Source organism: Kribbella pratensis, from assembly GCF_004365355.1.
Taxonomy (GTDB): Bacteria; Actinomycetota; Actinomycetes; order Propionibacteriales; family Kribbellaceae; genus Kribbella.
On sequence record NZ_SODP01000003.1, the window covers coordinates 281,615 to 305,606 of the forward strand.

Here is a 23,992-nt window from a genome sequence, read left to right on the forward strand (position 1 = left end):
CCCCTCATGTGCAGGTGGGCAGGGGCCGCCCGCTCGCGGATGACACTCACCCGCGGGGCGAGGCAAACCCTCTCGTCGACTGGAGCGGCGGTGTCCGCGTCCTCAGGCTGACGTGGCCAGGCGGGTGGCTGCTTGCGGATGACACGCAGCCCGCGGGGACCGGCAGGAGCTTTAGCCCTCTCGGCGCGTTAGCCGTGCCAGGAGTTCCACAAGGCGGCGTAGGAGCCTTGGCGGGCTACTAGGTCGTCGTGGCTGCCTAGTTCTGTGATTTGGCCGTCTTCTACTACTGCTACGCGGTCGGCGTCGTGGGCGGTGTAGAGGCGGTGGGCGATGGCTATGACCGTGCGACCCTCGAGGACCGCAGCCAGGGATCGTTCCATGTGGCGCGCTGCTCGGGGGTCGATGAGGGAGGTTGCCTCGTCGAGGACCAGGGTGTGTGGGTCGGCAAGGACCAACCGGGCTAGGGCCAGCTGCTGTGCCTGGGCAGGTGTTAGTGCGAGCTGGCCGGAGCCAACCCGGGTGTCGAGGCCGTCGGGTAGCGCCTGCGCCCACTCACGGGCGTCGACTGCTGCCAAGGCATCCAAAAGCTCGGAGTCGGACGCAGCCGGGCGTGCCATCGCCAGGTTGTCTCGGAGCGTGCCGACGAAGACGTGGTGCTCCTGCGTTACTAGTGCGACTTGCTTGCGGAGCTCGTCGAGTGGCAGCTCCGTCATGCCGACCCCGCCGACCGTCACCGCACCGGTCCGTGGCGGGTGGATGCCCGCGACCAACCGCCCCAGCGTCGACTTGCCGGCACCCGACGGCCCCACCACCGCGATCCGCTCACCAGGCTGGATCGTCAGATCCACACCGTGCAGTACGTCGCGACCATCGACGTACGAGAACCGCACATCTCGCGCCTCGACCAGCTCCGACGAAGGCTGCTGCCCCGACGGCGTCCGGTCATCCGGTACGTCGCTGATGCCCAGCAGCCGGGCGAACGCGGCGCCGCCGGACTGAAGCTCGTCCAGCCAGGAAAGCAACCGGTCGACCGGATCGATCAGCTGGTTCACGTACAGCACGGCAGCTGTCACGGCGCCGAGCGAAGCGTGCCCATTGAGGTGCAGCCAGCCGCCGAACAGCAGCGTCCCCACGACAGGCACGAGATAGCCCAGCTCCGCGACCGGGAAGTACACGGTCCGTAGGAACAGCGTGTAGCGCTCGGCCAGATACGACCCGCGGATGTCCACATCCCCGCGCCGCACGCGGTCGTCGTACCGCCGCAACGCCTCGACCGTCCGCGCACCCTCGACCGTCTCCGCGAGCGAGCTCGTCATCTGGGCGTACGCCGCGTTCTCCCGCAGGTAACCGTCCTTCGCACGACGCAGGTACCACTTCGTGCTCAGCCACAGCATCGGGACCATCGCCACCAGCGGCACCAGCACCCAGACCCCGACCAGCACAGTCGCGATCGCCGTGAAGATCACGGTGACGAACGCGATGATCGTCTCCGGTACCGCGAACCGCACCGTCCGGGACAACGTGTCGACGTCCCGCGACGTCCGCGACAGCAGGTCACCTGTGCCGGCCCGCTCCACCGTGCCGATCGGCAGCGCCAGAGCGTTGTCGACGAACTCCTCACGCAGCTCGGCCAGCACCTGCTCGCCCAGCGCGAACGAGCGGTACCGCGCCCAGCGCGTCAGCAGCGACTGCGCGACGATGAAGACCGCAATCACCACGATGACCTCGTTGACCTTCGCAGCGGTCGTGCCGTTCTGCACGTCCTCCACCAGGCCACCGATCAACCGTGGCGCCGCCAGTCCCGACACCGCCGCCAGCACGTGCAGCACCAACGCGATCAGCAGGTTGCGCGGATGGCGCAGCGCCAGCCGGCGCGCGTGCTGCCGAATCTCGGCCGGCCCGGCAACGGGCAGGATCTGCCTCATCGCAGGGCCTCCTCTTCTTCGGTCTGGCGGGTGACGGTCCGGCGGTACTGCGGCTCGTTCTCGAGCAGGTCACGGTGCTTGCCGGTGGCAACTACTCGGCCGGCGGCGACGAAGATCACCTCGTCGACGCGGTCGAGCAGCAGCGGGCTCGCGGTCAGTACGACGGTGCTCCGGCCGGCTCGGTAGTCGCGCAGCCGGTCCGCGATGCGCGCCTCGGTGTGCGCGTCGACGGCCGAGGTCGGCTCGACCAGGACCAGCACGGACGGGTCCGCGAGCAGCGCCCGCACGAGCACCAGCCGCTGGCGCTGACCACCGGAGAACGAGCGGCCCTTCTCTTCGACCTCGGAGTCGAGCCCGTCCGGCAGCGCGACCAGGACGTCCTCGGCAGACGCAGTACGGAGCGCAGCCATCAGTTCGTCATCGGTACGGCGGCCGTCCGGGTCGAGCTCGGTCCGCAGTACGCCGGTGAACATCTGGGAGCCGGTGTCGCTCACCAGGATCCGCTCCCGAACAGCCGCTCGGGTAGCGCTGGCCAGCGTCACGCCGCCGTACCTGACCTCGCTGGCGTCGTCGTACCGCCCCAGGCGGTCCGCGAGCTCGGCGTAGCTGTCTGACTCGGCGGCCACTACCGCGGTGAGCAGTCCGTCGCGCGCACGCACGCCGGAGACCGGATCGACCAGGTCACCGTGGTCCGGCAGGTCCAGTGGGGCTGCGGGATCGGTGACGTCCGGCTCCAGCTTCAGCACGCGAATCACTCGGCCGGCTGCGACAAGCCCACGCATTAGCTGGTTGGCGAAGTCGGTCGCCGTCCTCAGCGGCAGCACCAGGAACGTCGCGTAGCCGTAGAAGGCAACCAGCGACCCGGCGCTCAGGTCGCCACGCAGTGCGAAGTGCGCACCCAGGCCGACCACGAGCACCACGAAGATCCCCGGTAGCAGCACCTGGGCGGCGTCCAGCATCGACTGGATGCCCGCGACGCGCACACCCGCCTTCCGCACCTCCTGCGACTCACTCCGGTACCGCCGGGAGAACGACTCCTCACCGCCGATCCCGCGCAGCACCCGCAGCCCGGCCACGATGTCCGAACCCAAGGAGTTCAGCTCGCCGACCGCCTCGCGCTGCGCGGACTGCCGCTGGTGCAGCGGCCGCAGCATCGGTCCGAGGCAGAACAGCATGATCGGTACGCCGATGAGCACCACCAGGCCGAGCACGGTCGACGACGAGAGCAGAATCGCCGCGACCACGACGAACGCGACGATCGCGCCCGCGAACCGGGCCGAGACCTCCATCAGGTTGCCGATGTAGGCGAGGTCGCCCGCGCCGACGCTGACCACCTCGCCGGTGGCCAGATGCTTGGGCAGCGTCGCGCCGAGGTGGGCCGACTTCCGTGTCACCACCTGGACGGTCCGGTACGCCGCCATCAGCCAGTTGGTCACAGCGAACCGGTGCCGCATGATGCCGGCCAGCGCCTGCACCACGCCGACCGCGAACAGCAGCGCGGTCCACTGCAGCAGCCGCTCGCCGTCCTGCGCCGCGATACCCTCGTCGATCGCCCGCCCGAGGATCGCCGGGATGAACGCCTGCGCGCCCATCCACAGAATGCCGAAGGCCATCCCGCCTGCGAGCGTGCCGGCCTGACCGCCGGCCACCCACCACAGATAGCGGGCCGGCGAACGATGATTCGGGACGCCGGGATCGGCGAGGGGAAGTTGTCTCATGGCCCCCTCAGGCTAGGTCCCGCCTCCGACACTCCGCATGCGAATTACTCGCGTCTGTGGACCTCCTGATGCGGCACCGTCGCCGGCCTGATGGTGACGGTCGGTAGAGCTTCACCTTGCGTTGGGCAACGGGTTCCCGCCGGGCAATGTGTGGCCCCTGTCCTGGATCCATGTTGGTGATCGCGCATCGGGGAGCGAGTGGCTACCGTCCGGAACACACGCCGGCGGCCTACCGGCTGGCCGCGGCACAGGGCGCCGACTACCTGGAACCGGACCTGGTCGCGACCCTGGACGGCGTCCTGGTCTGCCGGCACGAGAACGAGATCTCCAGTACGACGGACGTGGCCGACCACCCGGTCTTTGCCGACCGGAAGATCACCAAGATCGTTGACGGGACAGCTGTCACCGGCTGGTTCGTCGAGGACTTCACGCTCGCCGAACTGCGCACCCTGCGCGCCCGGGAACGGATGCCCGCGCTCCGGGCGAGCAACACGGCGTACGACGGCTTGGAGGCGATCCCCACCTTCGACGAGGTTGTCCAGCTGGCGCGGCGGGAGTCGGCGCGGCTCGGTCGTCCGATCGGGGTGATCCCGGAGATCAAGCACCCGGCGTACTTCCGGCGGCTCGGACTGCCGCTGGAGGAGCTGCTGACGGAGCGGATCCTGGCGCTCGGACTGCGCGTCGACGAGATCATGGTGCAGTCGTTCGAGCCGACGAGCCTGCGACGGCTGTCGGTGATGACCCGGGTGCCGCTGGTACAGCTGATCGACGCGGAGAGCGCGCCGAACGACTTCCTGCGCACTGGTGACGGCCGCACGTACGCCGACCTGATCGAACCGGCCGGACTGCGGGAGATCGCGACGTACGCCCACGTGCTGGCGCCGCACAAAGACCTGGTCATTCCACGTACTGCGGATGGTTGCCTGGGCGAGCCGACCCGGCTGGTGGAGCAGGCCCACCGCGTCGGTCTGGAGGTGCAGGTCTGGACGTTCCGCGCGGAGCGTCGGTTCCTGCCTACTGCCACCGACTACCCGACAGAGCTGATGCGTTTCGCCGCGCTGGGACTACAGGGCGTCTTCGCCGACCACCCGGACCAGGCGCTGGCTGCACTCCGCAAACCGGCCCTGAACGTCTAGCCCGTCCCCATTTGCCTGGCTGACCCAGCAAGTTCGGGGTTTGTGACCCTGAGTACGGCTCACAAACCCCTACGCTCGTTGGTCGGCCAGGCAAATGCTGGTGGAGGTCACGCGGCCGGGGGCTTGTTGTTGGTCGTGGTGTCGTCGTAGATACGGGAGGCGATGTCGTTCTCGGTCGCGTCCTGGTGCTGGTTGACCGACTGCTGAACGTTCTGCCACACGGCCTTGCCGTCGGACTCCGGGATCACGATCCACGCGACCGCGTAGCCGATCATCGCGGCGCCGCCGGTGATCAGGGTCAGGCCGACCCAGCCGAGGCGGACGAGGGTCACGTCGACGTTGAGGTACTCGGCGATGCCGCCGGAGACGCCGGAGAGCATCCGCTGGTTCGAGGAGCGACGGAGGATCTTGCCGGACAGGTTCTGGAACGGTGCGTTGGAGTTCGTCATGGCTCCACTGTCCCGTTTCCGCGCCGCTCGCGGCATCCGGATCGGTACCGACCGACCCCTGATCCGCCCCTGACGACTTTCGCTACCGGAGTACGTCGTCAGCACTCACACTTAGGGGTGTGGAGCCCCCGCGCACCGGTAGGACTCGCGGCGTTCTGGCGTCGGCTGCCGCCGCGACCACTGTGCTGGCTGTCATCGGCGTCACCAACGCACTGAGCTCCAACGGCAACGGAACACTGATCACCACCCCTGAGCCGCCCCCGGCGCCGCTGGCGATGCGGATGGTCGGCTACGGGCACGCGGCGATCGCCGTACCGAAGGTGTGGGGTACGAACGCCTCTCGCTGCGGTATCCCGCACCGCGACACCGTGCTGATCGACGATCCGGCAGCGGCGTCGTTCTGCGACCTGCCGCGTCCGCCGGACGTTGACAGCGTCGAGCTGGACACCGACCCGCCGAGCGGCTTCCGGATCGACGAGACGTTCACCTTGAACGGCGTACGGGCTGAGCGCCGGCGGACGAGCTGTGCGAGCGACGGAGTGTGCTGGGGTGCGGTAGGCCTGCCGTCGTTGCACGTCTGGTTCCGTGCCTCGTCGTCCACCAGCGCCGGGGAAGTGAACGAGATCCTCGCTCGGATCGCGATCCTGCCGGATCGTGTGGGCGTACCAAGCTCCCGGTTGGTGGACGACGGTCGGGACGGTACGGCGTACGCGACGCGCCTTCGGGAGCTGGGGCTCAAGCCTGAGGTCAGTACGAGGACGTCAACCGTCTACAAGCCTGGTCGGCTCGTCAGCATCTCCCCATCTCCCGGAACGCTCCTGAGCCCGGGCGAAACAGTCACGCTGACAGTGATCAAGTAGAGGGAACCTGCGGCGGCCATCACCCTGTCTGTACGGGTGAGGAGGGGTATGGACGACTTCAGCGAGTACGTCACCCGCACGCTGGCCCACGCTGGTCCGCAGCGCGGTCCTCCTCGGCTGCACCCCGCCGGAAGCCGAAGACCTCGTCCAGACCGCTTTGGAGCGCTGCCTGGTCAAGTGGAACAGAGTCCGCGCCGCCGACGACCGCGACGCGTACGTACACCGGGTGTTGATCAACTGCTTCCACTCCTCCAGACGACGCCGGTGGCACGGAGAGCGACCGTCCGCAGTGCTACCGGAGTACGCCGATGTCGATCCGACCGCTGGTATCGACGAAACAGACGCCGTGATGCGCGCACTCGACGGACTGCCGGACGACCAACGGACAGCTGTCGTACTGCGCTACTACGCGCACCTGACCGAGCTTCAGATGGCGACTGTCCTCGGCGTAGCCGCCGGAACGGTCAAGAGCCGCCTGTCCCGTGCAGTGAAGGCCCTCGCACAGGACCCACATTTGGCAGAACTGCGAGACCCCCGATGAAGCTGACAGACCTACTGGAACGCACTGCCGAGCAAACCCCGGTCGGCCCACCCCCACTGGACACCCTGTACGCCGGAGCAGCCCGCCGACGCCACCGCCGTACTGCGGGACTCATGGCCGCGACCGTAGTAGCGGTCGGGGCTGTCATTGGTGCGTCGACCCTGCTGACCTCTCGCACGTCGACCGTGCCAGGCAGCTCGCCTGCTCCGGTCCCGCCGGCGATGAGGATGGTCGGGTTCGGCCACGCTGCGATCGCTGTCCCGGCGGACTGGCCGTCCAACAAGAGCCAATGCGGTACTCCGAAGCAGGACACGGTCCAGATCGACGACCCCAGCGCCATGCTGTTCTGTGCGGCGTTCCGTCCAGCGGGGGTCGAGAGCGTGGAGATGCACTACGGCAGCCCGCGGGTCGATTTCCGTGCCGATGAGACCTTCCAGATCGACGGAGTGCGCGCCGAGCGGCAACGGACGACCTGCTCGGGGACCAACTATCCGGAGGCGAAGGCCGACACGACGATCTGTGACGGCACGGTGAGCATCCCGTCTCTCAAGGTGTGGTTCCGCGCCGAGTCGTCCACGAGTGCCGCGGAGGTCGACCGCATGCTGGCCCGGATCGCGGTCGTCGCGGACCGGACCGGCGTGCCGAGCTACGAGGCGCTACGGGTGGACCTCCACGGGCCGACGGGGACGGCGTACGCCGCTGTGCTCCGGCAGGTCGGGCTGAAGTCCCGGCTCCTCACGGTCAGGTCGCCCAACTATCCCGCGGGGCAGGTGCTGAAGGTCTCGCCGGCTCCGGGCACGATGCTGAAGCCAGGTGCGACCGTGACGGTGACCGTCGCCGGCTGAGGAAACTGTCGGCGGGGGTGCCTAGCGTTTGGGTATGGATGCGCAGGCGGTGGTGAAGGTGATGGCCGGGTTGCCGGGCGCCGAGGAGCACGAGGGGTGGGCGGGCCAGCCGGTCTTCAAGGTCCGGAACAAGAGCTTCGCCTACATGTCCGAGGACCAGACGCACCTGCATCTGAAGGCTCTCCGGGAGGAGCAGGAAGCGCTGGTCGCGGAGGACCCGGAGGCGTATTCGCCGTCCTGGGCAGGTGGCCGGTTCGCGTGGGTGCTGATCCGGCTCGACCTGGCTGACGCCGAGGAGCTGCAGGAGCTCATCACCGAGGCCTACCGCCTCACCGCCCCGAAGTACCTGGTCGCCCAGCTGACCGCCTGACCGGGTGGCGTGCCGCGCCGTGGCATGTCCGGATGCGTCCGGTCCGGGACCGGGACGAGCCTGTTGCCGGTCGGAGCCGTGGTGCCAGATTGTGAGCATGCCGAACGAACCCCAAGCAGTCCTGCTCGATGACGCCGAAACCAGCCCCGTCGCGCCGGGCATCGTCCGCCGCGCTCTGCCGTCCAGCGGGCAGGTGCTGGTCCGCGCCTTCGACCTCGAGGCCGGTATCACCTGGCCGGAGGTCGACGTCCACGACCGGGACGAGTTGATCTACGTCGCGTCGGGCGAGCTGCTCGACCACGGCCGGTCCTACCCGGCGGGGACGTACCTTTACTACCGGGCCGGCAGCCGGCACCAGCCGCGGACCGAGACCGGCGTACGGATCATCGTCTTCGGTCCGGCGGAGGCGCCGGCCGCGTGAGCCACCGGGGGCCTGGCTTGCACTCGTTTGGGTCGAGTGCTAATACTTGGTTAGCACTCCAAGGGCGAGAGTGATAAGTGCTGGCGCCCCGGGAGTGTGCAAGAAGACGGCCTCGATGAGGTGCCGGAGCGCGGCGGGACATGAGCGTCGCGGGTCGGTGCCGTCCGTCGCGGGCATCCGGGCCGGCTGAACCACAAAGACTCGACGCGGGAGGACTCGCGGAGAATGCCCAAGCTGATTGCTTTCGATGAAGAGGCGCGCCGCGGCCTCGAGCGAGGGATGAACACCCTCGCCGATGCCGTCAAGGTGACGCTCGGCCCGAAGGGCCGCAACGTCGTGCTGGAGAAGAAGTGGGGCGCCCCCACGATCACCAACGACGGTGTCTCCATCGCCAAGGAGATCGAGCTCGAGGACCCGTACGAGAAGATCGGGGCCGAGCTCGTCAAGGAAGTTGCCAAGAAGACCGACGATGTCGCCGGTGACGGCACCACCACGGCCACCGTGCTGGCCCAGGCTCTCGTCCGCGAGGGTCTGCGCAACGTCGCGGCCGGCGCCAACCCGATGGGCCTGAAGAAGGGCATCGAGAAGGCGACCGAGGCGGTCAGCGAGCAGCTGCTCGCGCTGGCCAAGCCGGTCGAGACCCGCGAGCAGATCGCGGCGACCGCGTCCATCTCGGCCGCGGACACCCAGGTCGGCTCGATCATCGCCGAGGCGATGGACAAGGTCGGCAAGGAAGGCGTCATCACCGTCGAGGAGAGCAACACCTTCGGCCTCGAGCTCGAGCTCACCGAGGGTATGCGCTTCGACAAGGGCTACATCTCGCCGTACTTCGTGACCGACACCGACCGGATGGAAGCGGTTCTCGACGACCCGTACATCCTGATCGTCAACAGCAAGATCTCGAGCATCAAGGACCTGGTCCCGGTGCTGGAGAAGGTCATGCAGACCGGCAAGCCGCTGGCCATCATCGCCGAGGACATCGAGGGCGAGGCGCTGGCGACCCTGGTCGTCAACAAGATCAAGGGCACCTTCAAGGCCGTCGCCGTCAAGGCGCCGGGCTTCGGTGACCGCCGCAAGGCCATGCTGGTCGACATCGCCGTCCTCACCGGCGGCGAGGTGATCTCCGAGGAGGTCGGTCTCAAGCTCGACTCGGTCGACCTGGAGCTGCTCGGCCAGGCCCGCAAGATCGTCGTCACCAAGGACGAGACGACCATCGTCGAGGGCGAGGGCGACGCGGACCAGATCGGCGGCCGGGTCAACCAGATCCGCGCCGAGATCGAGAAGTCGGACTCCGACTACGACCGCGAGAAGCTGCAGGAGCGCCTGGCCAAGCTGGCCGGCGGTGTTGCGGTGATCAAGGTCGGCGCGGCCACCGAGGTCGAGCTGAAGGAGCGCAAGCACCGCATCGAGGACGCCGTTCGCAACGCGAAGGCGGCCGTCGAGGAGGGCATCGTCGCCGGTGGTGGCGTGGCTCTGCTGCAGGCATCGGTGATCGCGTTCGAGAAGCTGGACCTCGAGGGTGACGAGGCCACCGGTGCCGCCATCGTGCGGTCCGCGGTCGAGGCGCCGTTGAAGCAGATCGCCGTGAACGCCGGCCTCGAGGGCGGCGTCGTGGTGGAGAAGGTTCGCAACCTCGAGCCGGGCTGGGGCCTCAACGCCGCAACCGGTGAGTACGTCGACCTGATCAAGACCGGCATCATCGACCCGGCCAAGGTGACGCGCTCGGCGCTGCAGAACGCGGCGTCCATCGCGGCCCTGTTCCTCACCACCGAGGCCGTCATCGCCGACAAGCCGGAGAAGGCAGCAGCCGCTCCGGGCGGCGCGCCCGACATGGGCGGCATGGACTTCTGATCTGAAGTCCGACAGCACAGCACACGCAGTAAAGGCGGTCCCGGGCCCAGCCCGGGACCGCCTGCTGTTTGTCGGCGCACCTCGCCGAGTCGTGGCGTTTGGTTCGTGCCTGGAACGGCGAGTCGTGGATCTTGGCTGCGTTTCGTCGCCGGATCTCACGACTCGGCGAAGTCGGCCTCAGCCGTTTGCCACGACTCGACCTCGGAGGTGGGTCAGGTTCCGGCGATGAGGTGGTGGGCCAGGAGAGCGGAGAAGGTTCGGACGGGGAGGGTGGGGGTCAGGCCGCAGGGGCCGTCGGATTCGCCGGGGGTGCGGAGCCAGAGCTGGAGATCTACCGGGGAGGTGGACCTGGCGGGGGGAGTGCCTAGTTTGCGGCCGGGTGGGTTGCAGGAGCTGCCGTCGGAGCCGTTGCCGTTGCGGGCGGTGTCGATGACGAAGTGGCTGCCGCCGCCGAGGGCCTGGAGGATCGCCGTACCGCGGGTGACCGACTCGGCCGTGGTGAAGTAGTTCGCAGTGTTCAAGGCGAACCCGCGGATCTTGCCGATGTCGGCGAGCCGCAACCGACGCGCCATCTCCTTCGCGTCCCCGGACCCCACGTTCCCGGCGTCCAGATACACCCAGGTGTTCACGTTCTTCACCGCGAGCAGCCCCACGGCGTACTTCAGCATCGCGATCCGCCCGTCCCACTCCGCCGGCGGGAAGCAGTCGAGTCGCGCCAGCGCGTCGGGCTCGAGCACCACGACGGCCGGCCGTACGGCGATCCCGTCCGACAAGCCCGCGATCCAGCTCCGGTACGCCGCCTCGGACGCCGCCCCACCGCCGACACCGCACGGTCCGCCGGGCAGGTTGTCCGCGACGAGCACCGGCAGCTTGTCCGCCCGATCCGCATCCATCGTGTACGCCGCAACAGCCGCCTTCACGTCCCCGCTCCACGTGCCGAACCAGCGCGCCGACGCCTGCCCGGCGATCTTCGACGCGAGTTCGGTGTCCTCGGGATGCCGTCGTACATAGGCCGCCGCGGCCGAGCCGGGGTCGACGTAGAACCCGTTGGTCAGCTTCAGCGGATCGCCCGTCGCCTCGGCCAGCCCGGTCTCGGGCCGGCCGAAGGCGAGCAGCGCGGCGGACAGCAACAGACCGGCAGCTATCAATCGGCCGGTACGGCGGCCTGCACGGCCCGCTCGCGGAGTCGGCATCGGTGAGGCGTCCTTCCATCCACGGAATGATCACTCAATGTGCCGATGAGACTACTCTCAGAGCTCGGCCGTTCTCGTCATCCCAGCTGTGAATAACAGGTGGACTATGACCCCGTCGGCACCTTAGAGTCTGGCCCGGCGAGACCGATCCAGGAGTGGAAGGAGCGACCGATGAGCACACTGACTTGTTTCCCGGCGCACCCGATCCGCTCCGACAGCTCGCGCTGAGCGGATCCGCGCCTCCTGCTGGAGGATCTGTGACGATTCGCACCACCGTCGAGGCCGACCTCGACACCATCCTTGCTCTGATCGAGCAGCAGAAGTCCGTCAACACCGTCACCCACGAGCGGTACGTCGAATATGTTGCCGACGGCTACTACCGGGACGACTGGACCTGGGTCGTCGAGGAGAACGGCGTGATCCAGGCCCTCGCGATCTGGTGGGGCGGCCCTGGCGAGGAGCTGCCGTTCAGCATCGACGGCCTGTACTACGCCGGCGACGGCGACCCCGTCCCGGTGTGGACCGAGCTGATCAAGCACGCCCTCGCGTCGAGGCCGGCCGATGCCGAGCAACCGGAGTACCACTTCTTCCTGGCCAGCGACTGGCAGGAGCAGCCGGACGTCGTTGCGGGCCTCGAGCCGCGGGCGCAGGCGGCAGCGGCGGCCGGGCTGACCGCGGTCACCGACCGGCTGCGGTACGAGTGGAGGCCAGAGTACGGACTGCCGCCGCGCTCCACCCGGCTGCGATTCGAGCCGGCCGACGACGACGCGTTCGTCGACGTGTTCATGCAAGTCAGCCAGGGCAGTCTGGATGCCGCAACGGCGCGCGAGATCGCCAGGGTCGGGGTCGAGGCCGCGGCCCGGGAGGAGCTCGACCTGTACAAGGCGATGCACAACAGCGACCGGGCCTGGTGGCGGCTCGCCTATAACGAGGACGGCAAGCTGATCGGCTTCGCGATCCCGTCTGCGAATGCGAGCGGACCGACGGTCGGGTACCTCGGCGTCCTGCCGGAGCACCGCGGTCACCGGTACATCGACGAACTGCTGGCCGAGATCACCCACGTGCACGCCGAATTGGGCGCCGAGCACATCAGGGCCGACACGGACTTCGGCAATGTACCGATGGCGAAGTCCTTTGAACGCATGGGATATCGGAACTTCGCAGTCCGTCGGGTGCTGTCCTTCCCGCAGGGCTGAACTCGCCCGGCCGAGGTGCAGACGAGCGACGACCTCGCACCCTATGCTCCCTGACATGTCAGTTAGGGCGGGTCTGGTGATCCAGCGCCTACTGCGGGGGAGTCGCTCCGATGCGTGACATCGCGTTGATTCTGCATGTCGTGGCGGGCATTCTCGCCATGCTGTTCGGCCCGCTCGCGATCGTGCTGACGTTGCGCCGGCGCGGGCTGAACTGGGCCGGCGAGGTCTATCACTGGACGATCGCGCTGGTCTGCCTGACCGCACTGGTGATGGTCCCGTACGACTGGAGCCGGCTCTGGTACTTCTGGCCGATCACGATCGCGTCGTACCTGTTCGTCTACCTCGGGCAGCGCTCCGCGGAGGCGCCCGGCGGACTCTGGTACCGCGGCGTCCTGCGTGGGTACGGCGGAGGCTGGATCGCGCTCTGGACCGCCGTCGCGGTCGTCGGCCTCCCGCACCACCCCTGGACGTGGGCGATCCCGATCGTCGTCGGCTCGACCGTCATCGAATGGCTGTGCTTCAACCCGTCGCCGGCCTGGACCCGCGAGCCACAGGCCGGCGCAACCTCCTAGGCCTGGCCGGCCTGTTCTTCCGGGGTGGCCTTGCGTACGACGAGACGGGTCCACGCGCCGACGTAGATGCGGTCGTCCGGGTTCAGCTCCTGGCGCTGGCCGGGGATGATCGGGTCCTCCGGGAGCGGCCCGGCGGCCGAGGCGACGTACGTGCCGTTGGAGGACTGGAGGTCCTCGACCCACCAGCGCTGGCCGTCCGTGGTGAGCTGCGCCTGGCGACGGCTGACACCGGTGTCGTCACCGCAGTCGATCTCCGGGTGGATGTTGCGGCTGCGCGACGGACGGCCGATCAGCAGGCTCTTCTCGGTCAACGGGATCACCGTCGGCAGACCAGGCGACGGACACGGGTCGTCGCTCTGCTGTACGGCGTACCAGTCGGGGTCGACCCACCGCTCGACGACCCACTCCGCAACGGCAGCGGGCGGCGCCGGCGGTGGCGGGCCGGCCGAAGAGAGGTCCAGCGGCGACGCGGCTCGCGGCATGGTGCCGGTGGTGAAGTCGTAGCCGCAGTTCTCGCAGAACAGCGCGTCGGCAGACGCAGGCTCCTGGCAGTTGGGGCACGACTGACCGGCCGGGGCCGGAGCCGGCGTGGCAGTCGGACCAGGCGCTGCGACAGCGGGCGCCGGCACGGCAGCTGCCGCCGGTGTGGCGGCGGCGCCGATCGGAAGCCCGCAGACGTCGCAGTAGTCGGTCGAGGTGGACGGGTGCCCACTCGGACAGTTGACGGTCATTTCTTCACCCGGGTGGTCTTGGTGGAGGCCGTGTCGAGTGCCATCTCGTCAGCCTTCTCCACGGTCCGCTTCAGCCGCACCGTACCCGTTTCCTGGTCATCGATGTCGACAACCTTGCGCAGTCGCGTGGTCGCTTCCTCGTTGCCGGTCGCGGCCGCGAGCTGCACCGCCCGGCCCAGCTTCGTGGTCGCGGTCGCCGTGTCGCCGGCGGCCTTCGCGGCCAGACCGTCCTGGATCGCCTGCGCCAGCTCGGTCTGCCCGGTGTAGTGCGCGACCTCCGGGCTGATGCGGGTGGTGAGCGCCTCGTCGGCCGACCACAGTGCCTTGACCAGGCCCTGCGCGACGGTCTGGTCGCCGATCACCAGCTGCACGCGGGCAGCCAGCTGCTCCTGCCCGACCGCCTTCGCGGCGAGCCGGATCGCCACGTGGTAGTCGCGAGACTCGTCACCCCACGAGCCGGTCGGGTACGAGCCGGTGAGCGGGTTGATCGCCGTACGACGAGCCGTCAGGTCCTCGACCGTCGGGGCGACCTGCCGGACGAACAGCACCTCGGCACCCTGCGGCGCCCACACCCGCAGGTCCGCCTGCGCGACGCCGCGGCTCATCGCGTTCTGGATCAGCTTGGAGAACTCCGCGGCCAGCTGGTCCGGCGCCGGGATGATGTCGACCGTGCCGAGCAAAGCCTGCGCGATTCGCCGTACTTCGTCCACCTGCCAGGCCACGCCGACGCCGCGGGTGTCGCACTGGAACTGACCGGTCACCGACTCGATCGCCTGGGTCAGCGCCTCCGGAGTCTCGTGCTGGTTCTCGCCGTCGGTCAGCAGGATCGCGTGCTTCTGGGACAGTGACGGCACGGTCGCGAAGACCCGCGATGCCAGCCGCAACCAGGTGCCCATCGCCGTACCGCCGTCGGCGTAGAAGCGGGAGACCGCGTCCTTGGCCGCCTGCCGGGTGTACGGGTCCATCCGGACCATCACCGGCTCCGAGGACGGCGGGAACGCGAGCTGGGCCCGGTCGTTGCCGGAGATCACGGCGAACCAGACCCCGTCGAGGATCTGGTCGAGCGCGGTCTGTGCGGCGTACGCCGCGGCCTGTACGCCGTCGCGGCCCATCGAGCCGGACGTGTCGACGATGATGATCTCGCCCGCGTCGCCGCTACCGGACTGCCCGGCCGCGCCGGCGCCGGTGCAGTTCACCGTGACGATCGCGTGTACGTCGGTCCCGCCGTCGGGCAGGAACTCGTTCTGGTAGACGCTGGCGGTGAAGTCGGCCATCTCGGGTCCCTCTCCTTAAATGCGTGCGAGCGCGACGGTGATGTTGTCCTGGCCGCCCTGGGCGTTGGCCCAGTCGACCAGTGCGGACGCGGTGGCCCTCGGCTCGCCACCACACGCCGCAGCTGTCTGACGGACGAGGTCGGCCAACGGTGCCGCCTCGGAGCAGTAGTTCCACAGGCCGTCCGAGCAGACTGCCAGCCAGCCCGGCCCGGTCACGTGCAGCGTCGTGGTCCGGGGTGTGTGGTCCGGCGCGTCCTTGCCGAGCCAGCGGGTAATCGCGTGCGCGTGCGGGCCGGACTCGGCCTCCTCGCGCGAGATCCCGGTGGCGATCAGCTCGGCCGCCCACGAGTCGTCGACGGTCAGCGCGACCGCCTCGGCCTCGTCCGGGAACCAGTACGCGCGGCTGTCCCCGACATTGCCTGCCACGAGGAGGCCGTCCTCCAGGACAGCTGCCACGAACGTGCACGATGCCGGGTTCGGGCTGTCCGGACTGGTGTTGTCGAGTACGGCGTCACTCGCCGCGTCAGCCGCCGCCTTGAGCCGGGCTGCGATCGCACTGCCCCGCGACGACTCGGTGCCGAGGCCCTGTGCGTGCCCGGCCTGCAGCACCTCGCACGCTGCCCGCGCCGCGGCCAGTGACGCCACGTCGGAGTCGAGCGAGGAGCTCACGCCGTCGCAGACCACGAGCAGCGCGCGGCTGCCCGGCTCGGCGTCCGCTGCGATCGCCATCGCGTCCTCGTTCCGGCTGTGCCGGATGCCGCGGTCGCACACGCCGGCCACCCACGGCGCGGGCTGCTCCTCGAAGTGGTCCCGCGGCTTTGCAGCCTTGGTGCCGCACGTCTCGCAGTACCCGTCGGCGGCGATGGTGCCACCGCACGACTTGCACGGACCGACCTCCTCGACCGTGGCCGCGGTGATCTCGATGGTCGGCTCGGTGTCGGTGTCCAGCGCTGTCGAGCTCGGCGTGGTCGCCGGGGTGAGCTCGGCGCCGCAGGCCTCGCAGAAGCGATCGGCCTCGGACACCGGTTCGCCACAGCTGGGGCAGACCGTGTCGGTCGTACTCGTCATCGCAACGTCCATCCTCGAACCTCGTTGGCCTGGTCGACCAGGGCGATCCGTTCCGGCCGGGTCTCGGCCTGGTCGGCCAGCAACCGGTAGGTCGCCTCGAGCCCGTCCCGCAGGGCCGACTCGGTCGCCGCCCGCCCGTCGATCCGCAGAGCCTCCTGCGGACCGGACTGCTGGACCTCGGCCAGCGCGGTCCGGAACACGTCCGCGGCCAGGTTTGCCCGGTCGACCGGGTCGATGGTCAGCGCAGTGATGCTGTCCATCGCCTGGGCGAGCGCGGGAAGGCCACGCCCTGATCCTGCCAGCAGTCCGGCTCGCTGGCGACGGGCCCGCACATATGCGCCGCTGGTGCGGGGGACCAGGTCGAGCGCGCCGAGCGCACCGTCGAGGTCGTTGCGCTGCGTACGGATCGTGGCCAGGCCGAACGCGGACGGTGCGATGTAGTTGGCGTCCGTACGTGCACAGGTCAGGTAGAGGCCCTCGGCAACGTCGTACTCGCCGCTCTGCTCACAGGCGATCGCCAGCGCCAGTTTCGGCCCCAGCTCGCCCGGCACCTGGCCATACACCGCGTTGAATGCGGACTGCGCAGCGGCTGAGTCACCGCGAGCAAGAGCGACCAGTCCGGCCATCCAGACAGCCCGCCACTCCCATGGGTCGGCGTTGAGCAGGTCGGCGACCGCAGTGTCGACCATGTCGTAGCGCTCGGGTCCGACCTCCAGCGCAGCCTCCGCGAGCTCGAGGAGCGTCTGCGCAGACTGTTCCGGCGCGTCGATCAGCAGCTCGAGCCGCTTGGCCGCGTCCGGCACGCTGACGGTCTTCAGCCAGCCTGCCATCTTGTCGCTCTCGTCGGGCGCCAGCGACGGCAGCTGCTGCCATGGCTCGACCGTGTCGCCCAGTCCGGTCGACTTGTCACCCGGAGTGCCGAAGAGCAGCGATGAGGCGGAGTGCTGGGCTGCCTTGACGCCCTGCTTGTCCGCGACGACCTCACGCAGTACGCCGAGAAGCTGCACGCGGAACTCGTCCGCGGACTGGAAGCGGTCCGCCGGGTCCTTCGCGCAGGCCTTGAGCAACAACCGGTACACCGAGTCGTACTTCTGGAACAGCGGTACTTCGCCCACCGGCGGCAGCGAGTCCACGTACCGGCCCTGGTAGCCGCGGAACTCCATCGCCAGCACACACAGCGTCCGGCCGAGCGTGAAGATGTCGGAGGCAACGGACGGGCCGACCTCCGCCACCTCGGGCGCCTGGAATCCGACCGTGCCGTAGATCGCCGAGTCGAGGTCGTCGATCCGGCGGACGCCACCGAGGTCGATCAGCTTGACCGCGTCGCCGACCTGGATGATGTTGTCCGGCTTGAAGTCGCAGTACACCAGTCCGAGATCGTGCAGGTACGAGAACGCAGGCAGGATCTCCAGCAGGTACGCGATGGCCTGGTCGATCGGCAGCGCGTCGTACTGGCCGTTGTTGGCCGTCATCCGCTGCTTGAGCAACGTTTTCAGCGAGGTGCCGCCGACGTACTCCATCACGATGTAGCCGGCGCCGTCGTGGGTGACGAAGTTGTAGATCTCGACGATCAGCGGGTGCTCGACGCGGGCCAGGAACTGCTGCTCCGCGATCGCGGCCGCGACGGCGTCCGGGTCCTCGGAGTTCAGCAGGCCCTTGAGGACCACCCAGCGGTCGGACACGTTGCGGTCCTGAGCCAGGTAGATCCAGCCGAACCCGCCGTGCGCGAGGCAACCGCGTACCTCGTACTGCCCGCCGACCAGGTCGCCGGCCTTCAGCTTGGGCGAGAACGAGTACCGGCTGCGGCAGTGCGGGCAGAAACCCTCGGTCCGGCCGGGCTGGCCGTCGCGGGAGCGGCCGACCGCGTTGCCGCAGTTTGGGCAGTTGCGGCGGTCCTCGGGGACCATCGGGTTGGCCAGGATCGCTTGACTGGCGTCGATCGCGGGGATCGACGGCACGTGCGTCAGGCCGGCGCCGAGTCGTGCGCCGCGCAGGCGGGTGGACGACGTACCGAGCTTGCGGGTCAGCTTCGAGCCGGCCTGGGCGGCACGGGCGGAGCCGAGCGGTGTGGATGCCAGCCGGTTGGACGCACGCGAGACGGTCGAGACCGAGCTGATCGGGTCCGGGTCTGCTGCGGTTGTGCTGGGGCTTGACGCGGCGGGGGAGCCGCAGACGTCGCAGTAGCCGTCGACGTACGTGCCGGTGCAGCCGGGCTGGGTGCAGGCACCGGCCGCCGGCGCGCTTGCGGCTTGGCTGGGCGCGGCGGGGGAGCCGCAGACGTCGCAGTACCCGTCGACGATGGAGCCGGTGCAGCCCGGTTGAGTGCAGGTCGTCATTTCGTCCCTTCCAGGTAGGCCTGGTAGGCCGCTACCAGTGCACCGAGGCGAGCCAGATCCACCGGCTCCGCCTCGATCACCGCTCGGCCGCGCCGGTACAGCTCGGCGAGATCTTCGTTGCCCTTGGCAACACTTGCCGCCTTCACCTGATAGGCGTCCAGCAGTTGGGTCAGCTCGTCACGTTTGCCCAGCGCGGCACCGTACGCCGCCTGCGCCTGACCGAGCGCCCGCCGCACGGCGTCCAACCGGGTCAGGTACTTCTCGAGCTCGGACGGCGTGTTCGGCACCGGTCCCAGCGCAGTGACATCCGGTACGGCGAGGCGCGGGGCCGGCGTGACCGTGGCGACCGCCTTGTCCGCGAGCGCGCGGACCGCAGTACCTTGCGCTTCGAGCTCACCGCGCAGCGTTCGCGCCCGGGCGACGTCGGCCGCGCGTTCCTTGCGGGTGGCGGCGCCGACGATCAGGTCGCGTTCGGTGCGGGCGGCATCGATCTCGAACGGCCCGATCAGACCGCCGATGTCCGCGCCGCGTTTGTTGCGGTCGGCAAGATCCGTCAGGCGGCGATCGAGGTCGTGGTGCTGCGCGAGCGCCTGGTCGCGGACGTTGGCCGGCTCGAGTTTCACCAGGTCAGTGATCCGCTCGACCTGTGCCCGCAGTTGCCGCAGCCGAGCGGCCAGGTCGGCGTCACCGGGCTCGAGTGCGAGCTTGGCGCGCAGCGTCGCCGCCAGCGCGTCCGACAATTTGCATGCCTCGGGCAACGAAACCGCGAGCGATCCACCCGCGCCGCCGGCATCCAGCCCGCCCCAGATCAACGCCGAGATGCGCTCGGTCTCCGTCGCTCCGACGCGGCCCGAGTCCCACGTCACCAGGATCAACTCGTACCGATCCGACACGGCCTTCCACACGGTCATGCTGAGCACGACATCCGCACTCAACGCATCCGCGTCCGGCGAATGCAACGCAGCCTGGTCGAGCTCGTCCAGCTCAGCCTTCCGCCGATCCCGCCACTCCCCAAGCGCACCGAGAAAGGACAACAGCTCCGTCGCCGGAACACTGCTCCCCATCCTCCCCGGCGGCGCCGGCGCCGAGACCGTCGGCGTACGAACGGTCATTGCTTCACCGGGACCCGGCCGTAGATCGCCTTCGGCGGAACCGGGGCCGGGCCCAGCGCGGCCTTCAGCCACTTGTCGTAGGACGTCTTCCAGGCGCCGCTGTCCTTCATCTGCTGGAGAACGACGTTCACGAAGCGGACGAACTCCGGATGCAGCAGCGAGATACCCAGGCCGTACGGCTCCTCGCTGAAGCGCTCGGTCGTGATCACCCGAGCGTACGGGTCCTGCGCCGCGTCGCCGGCGAGGACGGTGTCGTCACCGCTGATGCCGTACGCCTTGCCCTGCTGGAAGAGCACCAAGCAGCCGGTGTCGGTGTCGGCGGTGATCGGCACGACCTGCGGGTTCTTCTTCTTCAGATTGGCCAGGCTGGTCGAGCCCCTCGGTGCGCAGATTGTTTTGCCGTTCAGTTCCGTGACGCTGGTCGCCGTCGAGTCCCGGGGTACGAGCGTCTTCTGTCCGGAGCGGTAGTACTCGGCCGAGAAGGCGATGTCGTGCCAGCGGTCGCAGTTGATGGTCATGTTGCGGGCCACGATGTCGACCGGGTTCTTGGCGGCCGTCAGCGACGGGATCCGCTGCGGACTGGAGATCACCCGCAGCTCGACCCGGTTCGGGTTGGTCGCCGCGTCAGGGAAGATCGCCGCCGCGACGGCGTTGATCATGTCGATGTCGAAGCCTTCGATCTTGCCGGTCAGCGGATTCCTCGAACCGAGGTTGAGGCTGTCCGCGGAGACGCCGGCGATCAGCCGGCCACGGGCCTTGATGTCCGCCATGAACGAACCGGCGGGCATCTCCCCGAGAGGGGCCGGCGTGCTGGCGTCCGGCGCGTACGACGCGAGCGCGTCCACGCCGTCCGGGCACGGCCGGGGAGGCGCCGGCGTGGTCGAGGTGGTCGGAGCAGCTTGCGGCTCGGCCGGGATTTGCGTGGCTGCGTAGTTGCCTGAGCTGCAGGCGGTGAGCAGGAGGGCCGTGGCGACCGCGAGGGGGATGAGCTTTTTCATCGGTACTCCTCCAGGCGCTGTGACATGCCCCAGGCGACGAGTAGGGCGGCGAGGATGCCGATCGGGAGGCCGAGCCAGCCGAAGAGGCGGATGCTGCTGCGGGCGTCTGCCAGCCGGCTCGCCACGTCGTCGCTGGTTGACTGCAGCTGGTCAGCCGACTGCTCGTCGAACGCCTTGAAGGTCGTCACCGAGTTGTCCGCGGTGTTCGTCCTACCGACGGCCATGTCGACGGCACCGTCCCAGTTACCGTTGGTGTCGGCCGTCCGGATCTTCTTGTGTACGTCCGTGTATTTGCCCCACAGGTCCTGCAGGCCGTCCGTCGTACCCGATGCTTTGCCGAGTTGGTCGTCGACCACGCCGGCCGCGTCGTTGAACGCCTTGTCGAAGGCGTCGCCGGAGCCGCGGGCGATCAGGGTCAGGCTCTCGTTCGAGCGTGCGTCGTACGCCGCGATCCGGGCCGTCGACAACGCCAGCGTCTTCGCGTACGCGTCGGACCGGGTGTCGGAGGCGGCACCGGACGCCGACGAGAGCGAGACGCCGCCCATGATCGTGACGATCAGGATGAGCGCGGCGCCGACCACGATCGGGATGTTCAGGTAGCGATGCGTACGCCGAGCCAGCCAGCGCAGCGTGATCCCGAAGACCACGAGCGCCAGCAGGCCGCCGACGAGGACCCAGATAGTCCCGTGGCTGACGCCGTCGAACTCGTCGTCCACTCGCTTCTGATTGGCCTGGACCAGCGCGTTCACCAGTGGCAGCGAGTCGTCCTGCAGGACGGCGTTCGCGTCCTTGAGGTACTGCGATCCGATCGGGAGGCCCTGCCGGTTGTTCGCGCGGGCCTGCTCGATGAGGCCGTTATAGGTGATCAGCGTGGTGTTCAGCTGGCCGAGGACGTTCTGGTCGGCCGGCTGGGCGGTCGACGCCTCGGAGATCAGCCGGGCGGCTGCGGCCATCGAGTCGACGAAGTGCTGACGTTGAGCTGGTGGCTCGAGTCCACCGACGAGGAAGGCGTTGGTGGCGTCGGCGTTGGCGCTGACGAGGTTGGTGTGGATCTCTTGGATCCGGACCAGTTGGGCTGCGTTCGCTTCGGCTCGTTCGAGGGCGCCGCTCGACTGGGCGTGGCCCTGGGCGGCGGCGATGCCGAACAGGATGCTGGCCACCGCGGCCAGGATGAGGAAGGCGCGCATGCGGCCCGGGGTGCCCTCGAACCATTGGGCAATCGCGTTGCGGCGGCTTCCGGTCCGGGCGGCCGACTGCGTCGTACCTGTGGACGGCGCTGGAGGCGACCAGGTCGCGGGCGGCGCACTCTGTGTCTGGGTCACGCCTGATCTCCTTGCTCGGACTGGTCTGCTACCTCGGCGCTGGCGGCCTGCTCGAACTCGTCGGCGGTCTGCTGCGGGTTGGTGGGCTGGTTGGGCTCGGGGGGTTGGTCGGGCTCCTCGGTGAGGTCTTCGGGGAGGATCTGACGCAGCTGGTCCCTGGTTGGTGCCGTGACGTCGCGGAGGCGCCAGGCGTGCCGGCCGATAGCGGCCTCGAGGACGTTGCGGGCGAAGCGGCCGTTGCCGAACGAGCTGTCCCGCGGCGTCGCGACCAGGATCTCCCGGAACTTCTCCAGCGACTCGGGGACCAGCTCGTAGTCGGCCGCTTCGCTGAGCCCGGTGAGGATGTCGGTCAGCTCGTCGTCGGTGTAGTTCTCGAACTCGATCGTGGTCCGGAAGCGGCTGGCCAGCCCCGGGTTGGCGGCGATGAACGCCTCCATCGGCTCGGGGTACCCGGCAACGATCACGACCAGGTCGTCGCGCCGGTCCTCCATCTCCTTGACCAGCGTGTCGACGGCCTCCCGCCCGTACTGGTCGGCGCCGGTGTCGCCTGCGGTCAGGCTGTACGCCTCGTCGATGAACAGCACGCCACCCACGGCCGACGCGACCACCTCAGCCGTCTTCGTGGCGGTCTGCCCGAGGTACCCGGCCACCAGCTCCGACCGGTCAACCTCGATCAGTTGCCCCTTGGACAGCAGGCCGAGTGCCTTGTAAATCCCGCTCACCAGGCGCGCGACGGTCGTCTTCCCGGTCCCCGGATTGCCCACGAACACCAGGTGGCGTGTGATGGTCGGACTCTTCAGTCCGGCCTCGGTCCGCAGCTTCTCGACCCGCAGTACGGCGACCTGCCGATGCACCTCCCGCTTCACCCGAGCAAGCCCGGTCAACTCGTCCAGCTCAGCCAGCAGCTCCTCAACCGTCTTCGTCGGCTCAGCCGACGCCTCCTCGGCCACCGCTTCCGCGGCTACCGTCTGGGCTGTCGCTGCCGGTGTCCCCGGGGCCTCGGCCAGGCGGGCGCCGTCAGTCGGCGGAGTCATCACACCAGCGCCCACCTGCAACGTGCGTGCGCCCGCGGCCTGCAGCTGTGCGGCAGCTGCCACGGATGCGTTTCCGACGACCCGCATGGTCGGCTCGCCCAGTGTGCACGCCGCGGATGCGACCTCGGCGAGCGCTTCGGCGTACGCCGCCTTCTCCGGGGAACTGCTGGCGATCAGCTCGGTGAGTACAGCGGTCGGAGCGCCGCGCCAGCGTCGGCCGCGTACCGCTGCGTCGAAGAAGTCCTGTGTCGTCCCACCCGGTACCGCCTTGGCCCAGTCAGCAGGCGCACCCGGCGCGGACTCTGCCAGAGCGGCGGCGAGTGAGAGCGCCTCGGCGCGGGCCTGCTCCTCCGCGACGCCGGCACGGGTCGCGACGGTGAGCAAGCCGGACAGCGCCTCCTGTAGTCCCCCCGCGGTGCTCATGACCCTCCTCGTCCAGGTGGTGGTGCCAATGGTCCCGCCGGCCCTGTGCTCGGCCCGAGGTCCGGAGGCGGGGTTGATTCGGTCGGGCCGAGGGCCAGGCCGCCGCCGGTGGAGCCGGTGCCGAACTTCTCCTGCAGGAACCTGCCGTGGGCGATCAGCGCCGCCGCGTCCGCCCGGTTCACCGCGTCGAACACCTTGTCCATCGTCGCGGCCAAGAGGTCCAACTGGTCGATCAGGATCATCAGCGACGTCTTGCCCCGGTCGACCGGCCGCGTGTCTGCCCACTGCCGCGGCAGGCGCAGGTACCCGCCGATCGCCTCCGGCAAGTAGTCGGTCGCCGTCGCCATCACGGAGTACGCCTGCGCGCTGCCGCCCAGGTTCCCGAGCCGTGGGATGGTCTCCCGTACGACGCGGACCACCCGGCCGACCCGCGACGCGACGACGGCCGGTACGGCGCCGTTGGCAACCAACTGCTCGACGCGGACCAGGGACGCGAGCAGGTCCTCCGTGGTCGGCGGACGGGAGACCGCGGCAGGTTCGGGCGCTTCCTGCTTGCGACCGGTCAGCCGCGCGAAGAAGTCACCGAGTGCCATGCAGTTTCCCGTCCACCGGCCGAA

At 69.1% G+C, this 23,992-nt stretch carries 22 protein-coding genes; 9 read left to right on the top strand and 13 right to left on the bottom strand.

From position 1 onward, the window contains the following. Positions 1–188: 188 nt before the first annotated feature. Together EV653_RS29090 and EV653_RS29095 are read right to left on the bottom strand one after the other, a co-directional pair. Positions 189–1,925 carry an ABC transporter ATP-binding protein gene (locus EV653_RS29090; RefSeq protein ID WP_134107371.1) on the bottom strand — a complete coding sequence of 579 codons (1,737 nt, stop codon included), beginning with the start codon at positions 1,923–1,925 and terminating at the stop codon, positions 189–191. Beyond that, on the bottom strand, positions 1,922–3,643 hold the full coding sequence (locus EV653_RS29095) for an ABC transporter ATP-binding protein (protein ID WP_134107373.1): 1,722 nt from the start codon (positions 3,641–3,643) through the stop codon (positions 1,922–1,924). The genes EV653_RS29090 and EV653_RS29095 overlap by 4 nt, the downstream gene beginning before the upstream one ends. A gap of 170 nt (positions 3,644–3,813) precedes the next feature. Here EV653_RS29095 and EV653_RS29100 point away from each other — a divergent pair, with 170 nt between their 5' ends. Further along, the gene (locus EV653_RS29100; RefSeq protein ID WP_134107375.1) at positions 3,814–4,779 is read left to right on the top strand and encodes a glycerophosphodiester phosphodiesterase; all 966 of its coding nucleotides are present in this window, start codon (positions 3,814–3,816) and stop codon (positions 4,777–4,779) included. Positions 4,780–4,886: 107 nt separating this feature from the next. Here EV653_RS29100 and EV653_RS29105 read toward each other — a convergent pair whose 3' ends face one another. Beyond that, positions 4,887–5,228, bottom strand: a complete 342-nt coding sequence (locus tag EV653_RS29105) for a PspC domain-containing protein (protein WP_134107377.1) — start codon at positions 5,226–5,228, stop codon at positions 4,887–4,889. 119 nt (positions 5,229–5,347) lie between these two features. Here EV653_RS29105 and EV653_RS29110 point away from each other — a divergent pair, with 119 nt between their 5' ends. The 6 genes from EV653_RS29110 (at position 5,348) to groL (ending at position 10,116) form a co-directional block, all read left to right on the top strand. Beyond that, positions 5,348–6,088 (top strand): PASTA domain-containing protein, encoded by a 741-nt coding sequence (locus tag EV653_RS29110; protein ID WP_134107379.1) that lies wholly within the window; start codon positions 5,348–5,350, stop codon positions 6,086–6,088. Positions 6,089–6,179: 91 nt separating this feature from the next. Then, on the top strand, positions 6,180–6,629 hold the full coding sequence (locus tag EV653_RS29115; RefSeq protein ID WP_134107381.1) for a SigE family RNA polymerase sigma factor: 450 nt from the start codon (positions 6,180–6,182) through the stop codon (positions 6,627–6,629). Then, positions 6,626–7,474: a PASTA domain-containing protein gene (locus EV653_RS29120; RefSeq protein ID WP_134107383.1), complete on the top strand. Its 849-nt coding sequence runs from the start codon at positions 6,626–6,628 to the stop codon at positions 7,472–7,474. Before EV653_RS29115 ends, EV653_RS29120 begins: the two co-directional genes overlap by 4 nt. A gap of 34 nt (positions 7,475–7,508) precedes the next feature. Further along, positions 7,509–7,844 (top strand): MmcQ/YjbR family DNA-binding protein, encoded by a 336-nt coding sequence (locus tag EV653_RS29125; RefSeq protein WP_166679613.1) that lies wholly within the window; start codon positions 7,509–7,511, stop codon positions 7,842–7,844. A 97-nt stretch (positions 7,845–7,941) separates the two neighbouring features. Continuing rightward, positions 7,942–8,265, top strand: a complete 324-nt coding sequence (locus EV653_RS29130; protein WP_134107385.1) for a cupin domain-containing protein — start codon at positions 7,942–7,944, stop codon at positions 8,263–8,265. Between the two features lie 225 nt (positions 8,266–8,490). Continuing rightward, positions 8,491–10,116, top strand: a complete 1,626-nt coding sequence (gene groL / locus EV653_RS29135; RefSeq protein ID WP_134107387.1) for a chaperonin GroEL — start codon at positions 8,491–8,493, stop codon at positions 10,114–10,116. Positions 10,117–10,328: 212 nt separating this feature from the next. On the opposite strand, the gene EV653_RS29140 is transcribed toward groL, so the two are convergent. Beyond that, positions 10,329–11,309, bottom strand: coding sequence for a glycoside hydrolase family 6 protein (locus EV653_RS29140; protein ID WP_134107389.1), 981 nt, complete (start codon positions 11,307–11,309; stop codon positions 10,329–10,331). Positions 11,310–11,566: 257 nt separating this feature from the next. On the opposite strand from EV653_RS29140, the gene EV653_RS29145 reads away from it, so the two are divergent. Both EV653_RS29145 and EV653_RS29150 read left to right on the top strand, forming a co-directional pair. Then, positions 11,567–12,505: a GNAT family N-acetyltransferase gene (locus tag EV653_RS29145; RefSeq protein WP_134107391.1), complete on the top strand. Its 939-nt coding sequence runs from the start codon at positions 11,567–11,569 to the stop codon at positions 12,503–12,505. A 110-nt stretch (positions 12,506–12,615) separates the two neighbouring features. Next, positions 12,616–13,077, top strand: a complete 462-nt coding sequence (locus EV653_RS29150; RefSeq protein WP_134107393.1) for a hypothetical protein — start codon at positions 12,616–12,618, stop codon at positions 13,075–13,077. On the opposite strand, the gene EV653_RS29155 is transcribed toward EV653_RS29150, so the two are convergent. Genes EV653_RS29155 through EV653_RS29195 form a run of 9 tightly spaced genes read right to left on the bottom strand, consistent with a single transcriptional unit; the run spans position 13,074 to position 23,968 of the window. Continuing rightward, positions 13,074–13,808 (bottom strand): FHA domain-containing protein, encoded by a 735-nt coding sequence (locus EV653_RS29155; protein WP_134107395.1) that lies wholly within the window; start codon positions 13,806–13,808, stop codon positions 13,074–13,076. The genes EV653_RS29150 and EV653_RS29155 overlap by 4 nt on opposite strands. Then, positions 13,805–15,082, bottom strand: coding sequence for a vWA domain-containing protein (locus EV653_RS29160; RefSeq protein ID WP_134107397.1), 1,278 nt, complete (start codon positions 15,080–15,082; stop codon positions 13,805–13,807). Before EV653_RS29160 ends, EV653_RS29155 begins: the two co-directional genes overlap by 4 nt. 15 nt (positions 15,083–15,097) lie before the next feature. Further along, the gene (locus EV653_RS29165; protein ID WP_134107399.1) at positions 15,098–16,162 is read right to left on the bottom strand and encodes a PP2C family protein-serine/threonine phosphatase; all 1,065 of its coding nucleotides are present in this window, start codon (positions 16,160–16,162) and stop codon (positions 15,098–15,100) included. Then, entirely contained in the window at positions 16,147–18,486 is a 2,340-nt protein-coding gene (locus EV653_RS29170) for a serine/threonine-protein kinase (protein WP_134107401.1), read from the bottom strand. The genes EV653_RS29165 and EV653_RS29170 overlap by 16 nt, the downstream gene beginning before the upstream one ends. Beyond that, positions 18,483–19,598, bottom strand: coding sequence for a hypothetical protein (locus EV653_RS29175; protein WP_134107403.1), 1,116 nt, complete (start codon positions 19,596–19,598; stop codon positions 18,483–18,485). The genes EV653_RS29170 and EV653_RS29175 overlap by 4 nt, the downstream gene beginning before the upstream one ends. Further along, on the bottom strand, positions 19,595–20,596 hold the full coding sequence (locus tag EV653_RS29180) for a glutamate ABC transporter substrate-binding protein (RefSeq protein ID WP_134107405.1): 1,002 nt from the start codon (positions 20,594–20,596) through the stop codon (positions 19,595–19,597). Before EV653_RS29180 ends, EV653_RS29175 begins: the two co-directional genes overlap by 4 nt. Further along, entirely contained in the window at positions 20,593–21,918 is a 1,326-nt protein-coding gene (locus tag EV653_RS29185) for a hypothetical protein (RefSeq protein ID WP_134107407.1), read from the bottom strand. Before EV653_RS29185 ends, EV653_RS29180 begins: the two co-directional genes overlap by 4 nt. Continuing rightward, positions 21,915–23,375, bottom strand: a complete 1,461-nt coding sequence (locus tag EV653_RS29190) for an AAA family ATPase (protein ID WP_134107409.1) — start codon at positions 23,373–23,375, stop codon at positions 21,915–21,917. Before EV653_RS29190 ends, EV653_RS29185 begins: the two co-directional genes overlap by 4 nt. Further along, a complete protein-coding gene (locus tag EV653_RS29195) occupies positions 23,372–23,968 on the bottom strand; it encodes a hypothetical protein (RefSeq protein WP_134107411.1) in 597 nt (198 codons plus the stop codon). Before EV653_RS29195 ends, EV653_RS29190 begins: the two co-directional genes overlap by 4 nt. Positions 23,969–23,992 lie beyond the last annotated feature (24 nt).

Excerpts from the sequence above, each read along its gene's own strand:
- EV653_RS29090 (WP_134107371.1), bottom strand. The coding sequence starts at position 1,925 with ATGAGGCAGATCCTGCCCGTTGCCGGGCCGGCCGAGATTCGGCAGCAC.
- EV653_RS29095 (WP_134107373.1), bottom strand. The coding sequence starts at position 3,643 with ATGAGACAACTTCCCCTCGCCGATCCCGGCGTCCCGAATCATCGTTCG.
- EV653_RS29100 (WP_134107375.1), top strand. The coding sequence starts at position 3,814 with ATGTTGGTGATCGCGCATCGGGGAGCGAGTGGCTACCGTCCGGAACAC.
- EV653_RS29105 (WP_134107377.1), bottom strand. The coding sequence starts at position 5,228 with ATGACGAACTCCAACGCACCGTTCCAGAACCTGTCCGGCAAGATCCTC.
- EV653_RS29120 (WP_134107383.1), top strand. The coding sequence starts at position 6,626 with ATGAAGCTGACAGACCTACTGGAACGCACTGCCGAGCAAACCCCGGTC.
- EV653_RS29125 (WP_166679613.1), top strand. The coding sequence starts at position 7,509 with ATGGATGCGCAGGCGGTGGTGAAGGTGATGGCCGGGTTGCCGGGCGCC.
- EV653_RS29130 (WP_134107385.1), top strand. The coding sequence starts at position 7,942 with ATGCCGAACGAACCCCAAGCAGTCCTGCTCGATGACGCCGAAACCAGC.
- groL (WP_134107387.1), top strand. The coding sequence starts at position 8,491 with ATGCCCAAGCTGATTGCTTTCGATGAAGAGGCGCGCCGCGGCCTCGAG.
- EV653_RS29140 (WP_134107389.1), bottom strand. The coding sequence starts at position 11,309 with ATGCCGACTCCGCGAGCGGGCCGTGCAGGCCGCCGTACCGGCCGATTG.
- EV653_RS29150 (WP_134107393.1), top strand. The coding sequence starts at position 12,616 with ATGCGTGACATCGCGTTGATTCTGCATGTCGTGGCGGGCATTCTCGCC.
- EV653_RS29155 (WP_134107395.1), bottom strand. The coding sequence starts at position 13,808 with ATGACCGTCAACTGTCCGAGTGGGCACCCGTCCACCTCGACCGACTAC.
- EV653_RS29160 (WP_134107397.1), bottom strand. The coding sequence starts at position 15,082 with ATGGCCGACTTCACCGCCAGCGTCTACCAGAACGAGTTCCTGCCCGAC.
- EV653_RS29165 (WP_134107399.1), bottom strand. The coding sequence starts at position 16,162 with ATGGACGTTGCGATGACGAGTACGACCGACACGGTCTGCCCCAGCTGT.
- EV653_RS29170 (WP_134107401.1), bottom strand. The coding sequence starts at position 18,486 with ATGACGACCTGCACTCAACCGGGCTGCACCGGCTCCATCGTCGACGGG.
- EV653_RS29175 (WP_134107403.1), bottom strand. The coding sequence starts at position 19,598 with ATGACCGTTCGTACGCCGACGGTCTCGGCGCCGGCGCCGCCGGGGAGG.
- EV653_RS29180 (WP_134107405.1), bottom strand. The coding sequence starts at position 20,596 with ATGAAAAAGCTCATCCCCCTCGCGGTCGCCACGGCCCTCCTGCTCACC.
- EV653_RS29190 (WP_134107409.1), bottom strand. The coding sequence starts at position 23,375 with ATGAGCACCGCGGGGGGACTACAGGAGGCGCTGTCCGGCTTGCTCACC.
- EV653_RS29195 (WP_134107411.1), bottom strand. The coding sequence starts at position 23,968 with ATGGCACTCGGTGACTTCTTCGCGCGGCTGACCGGTCGCAAGCAGGAA.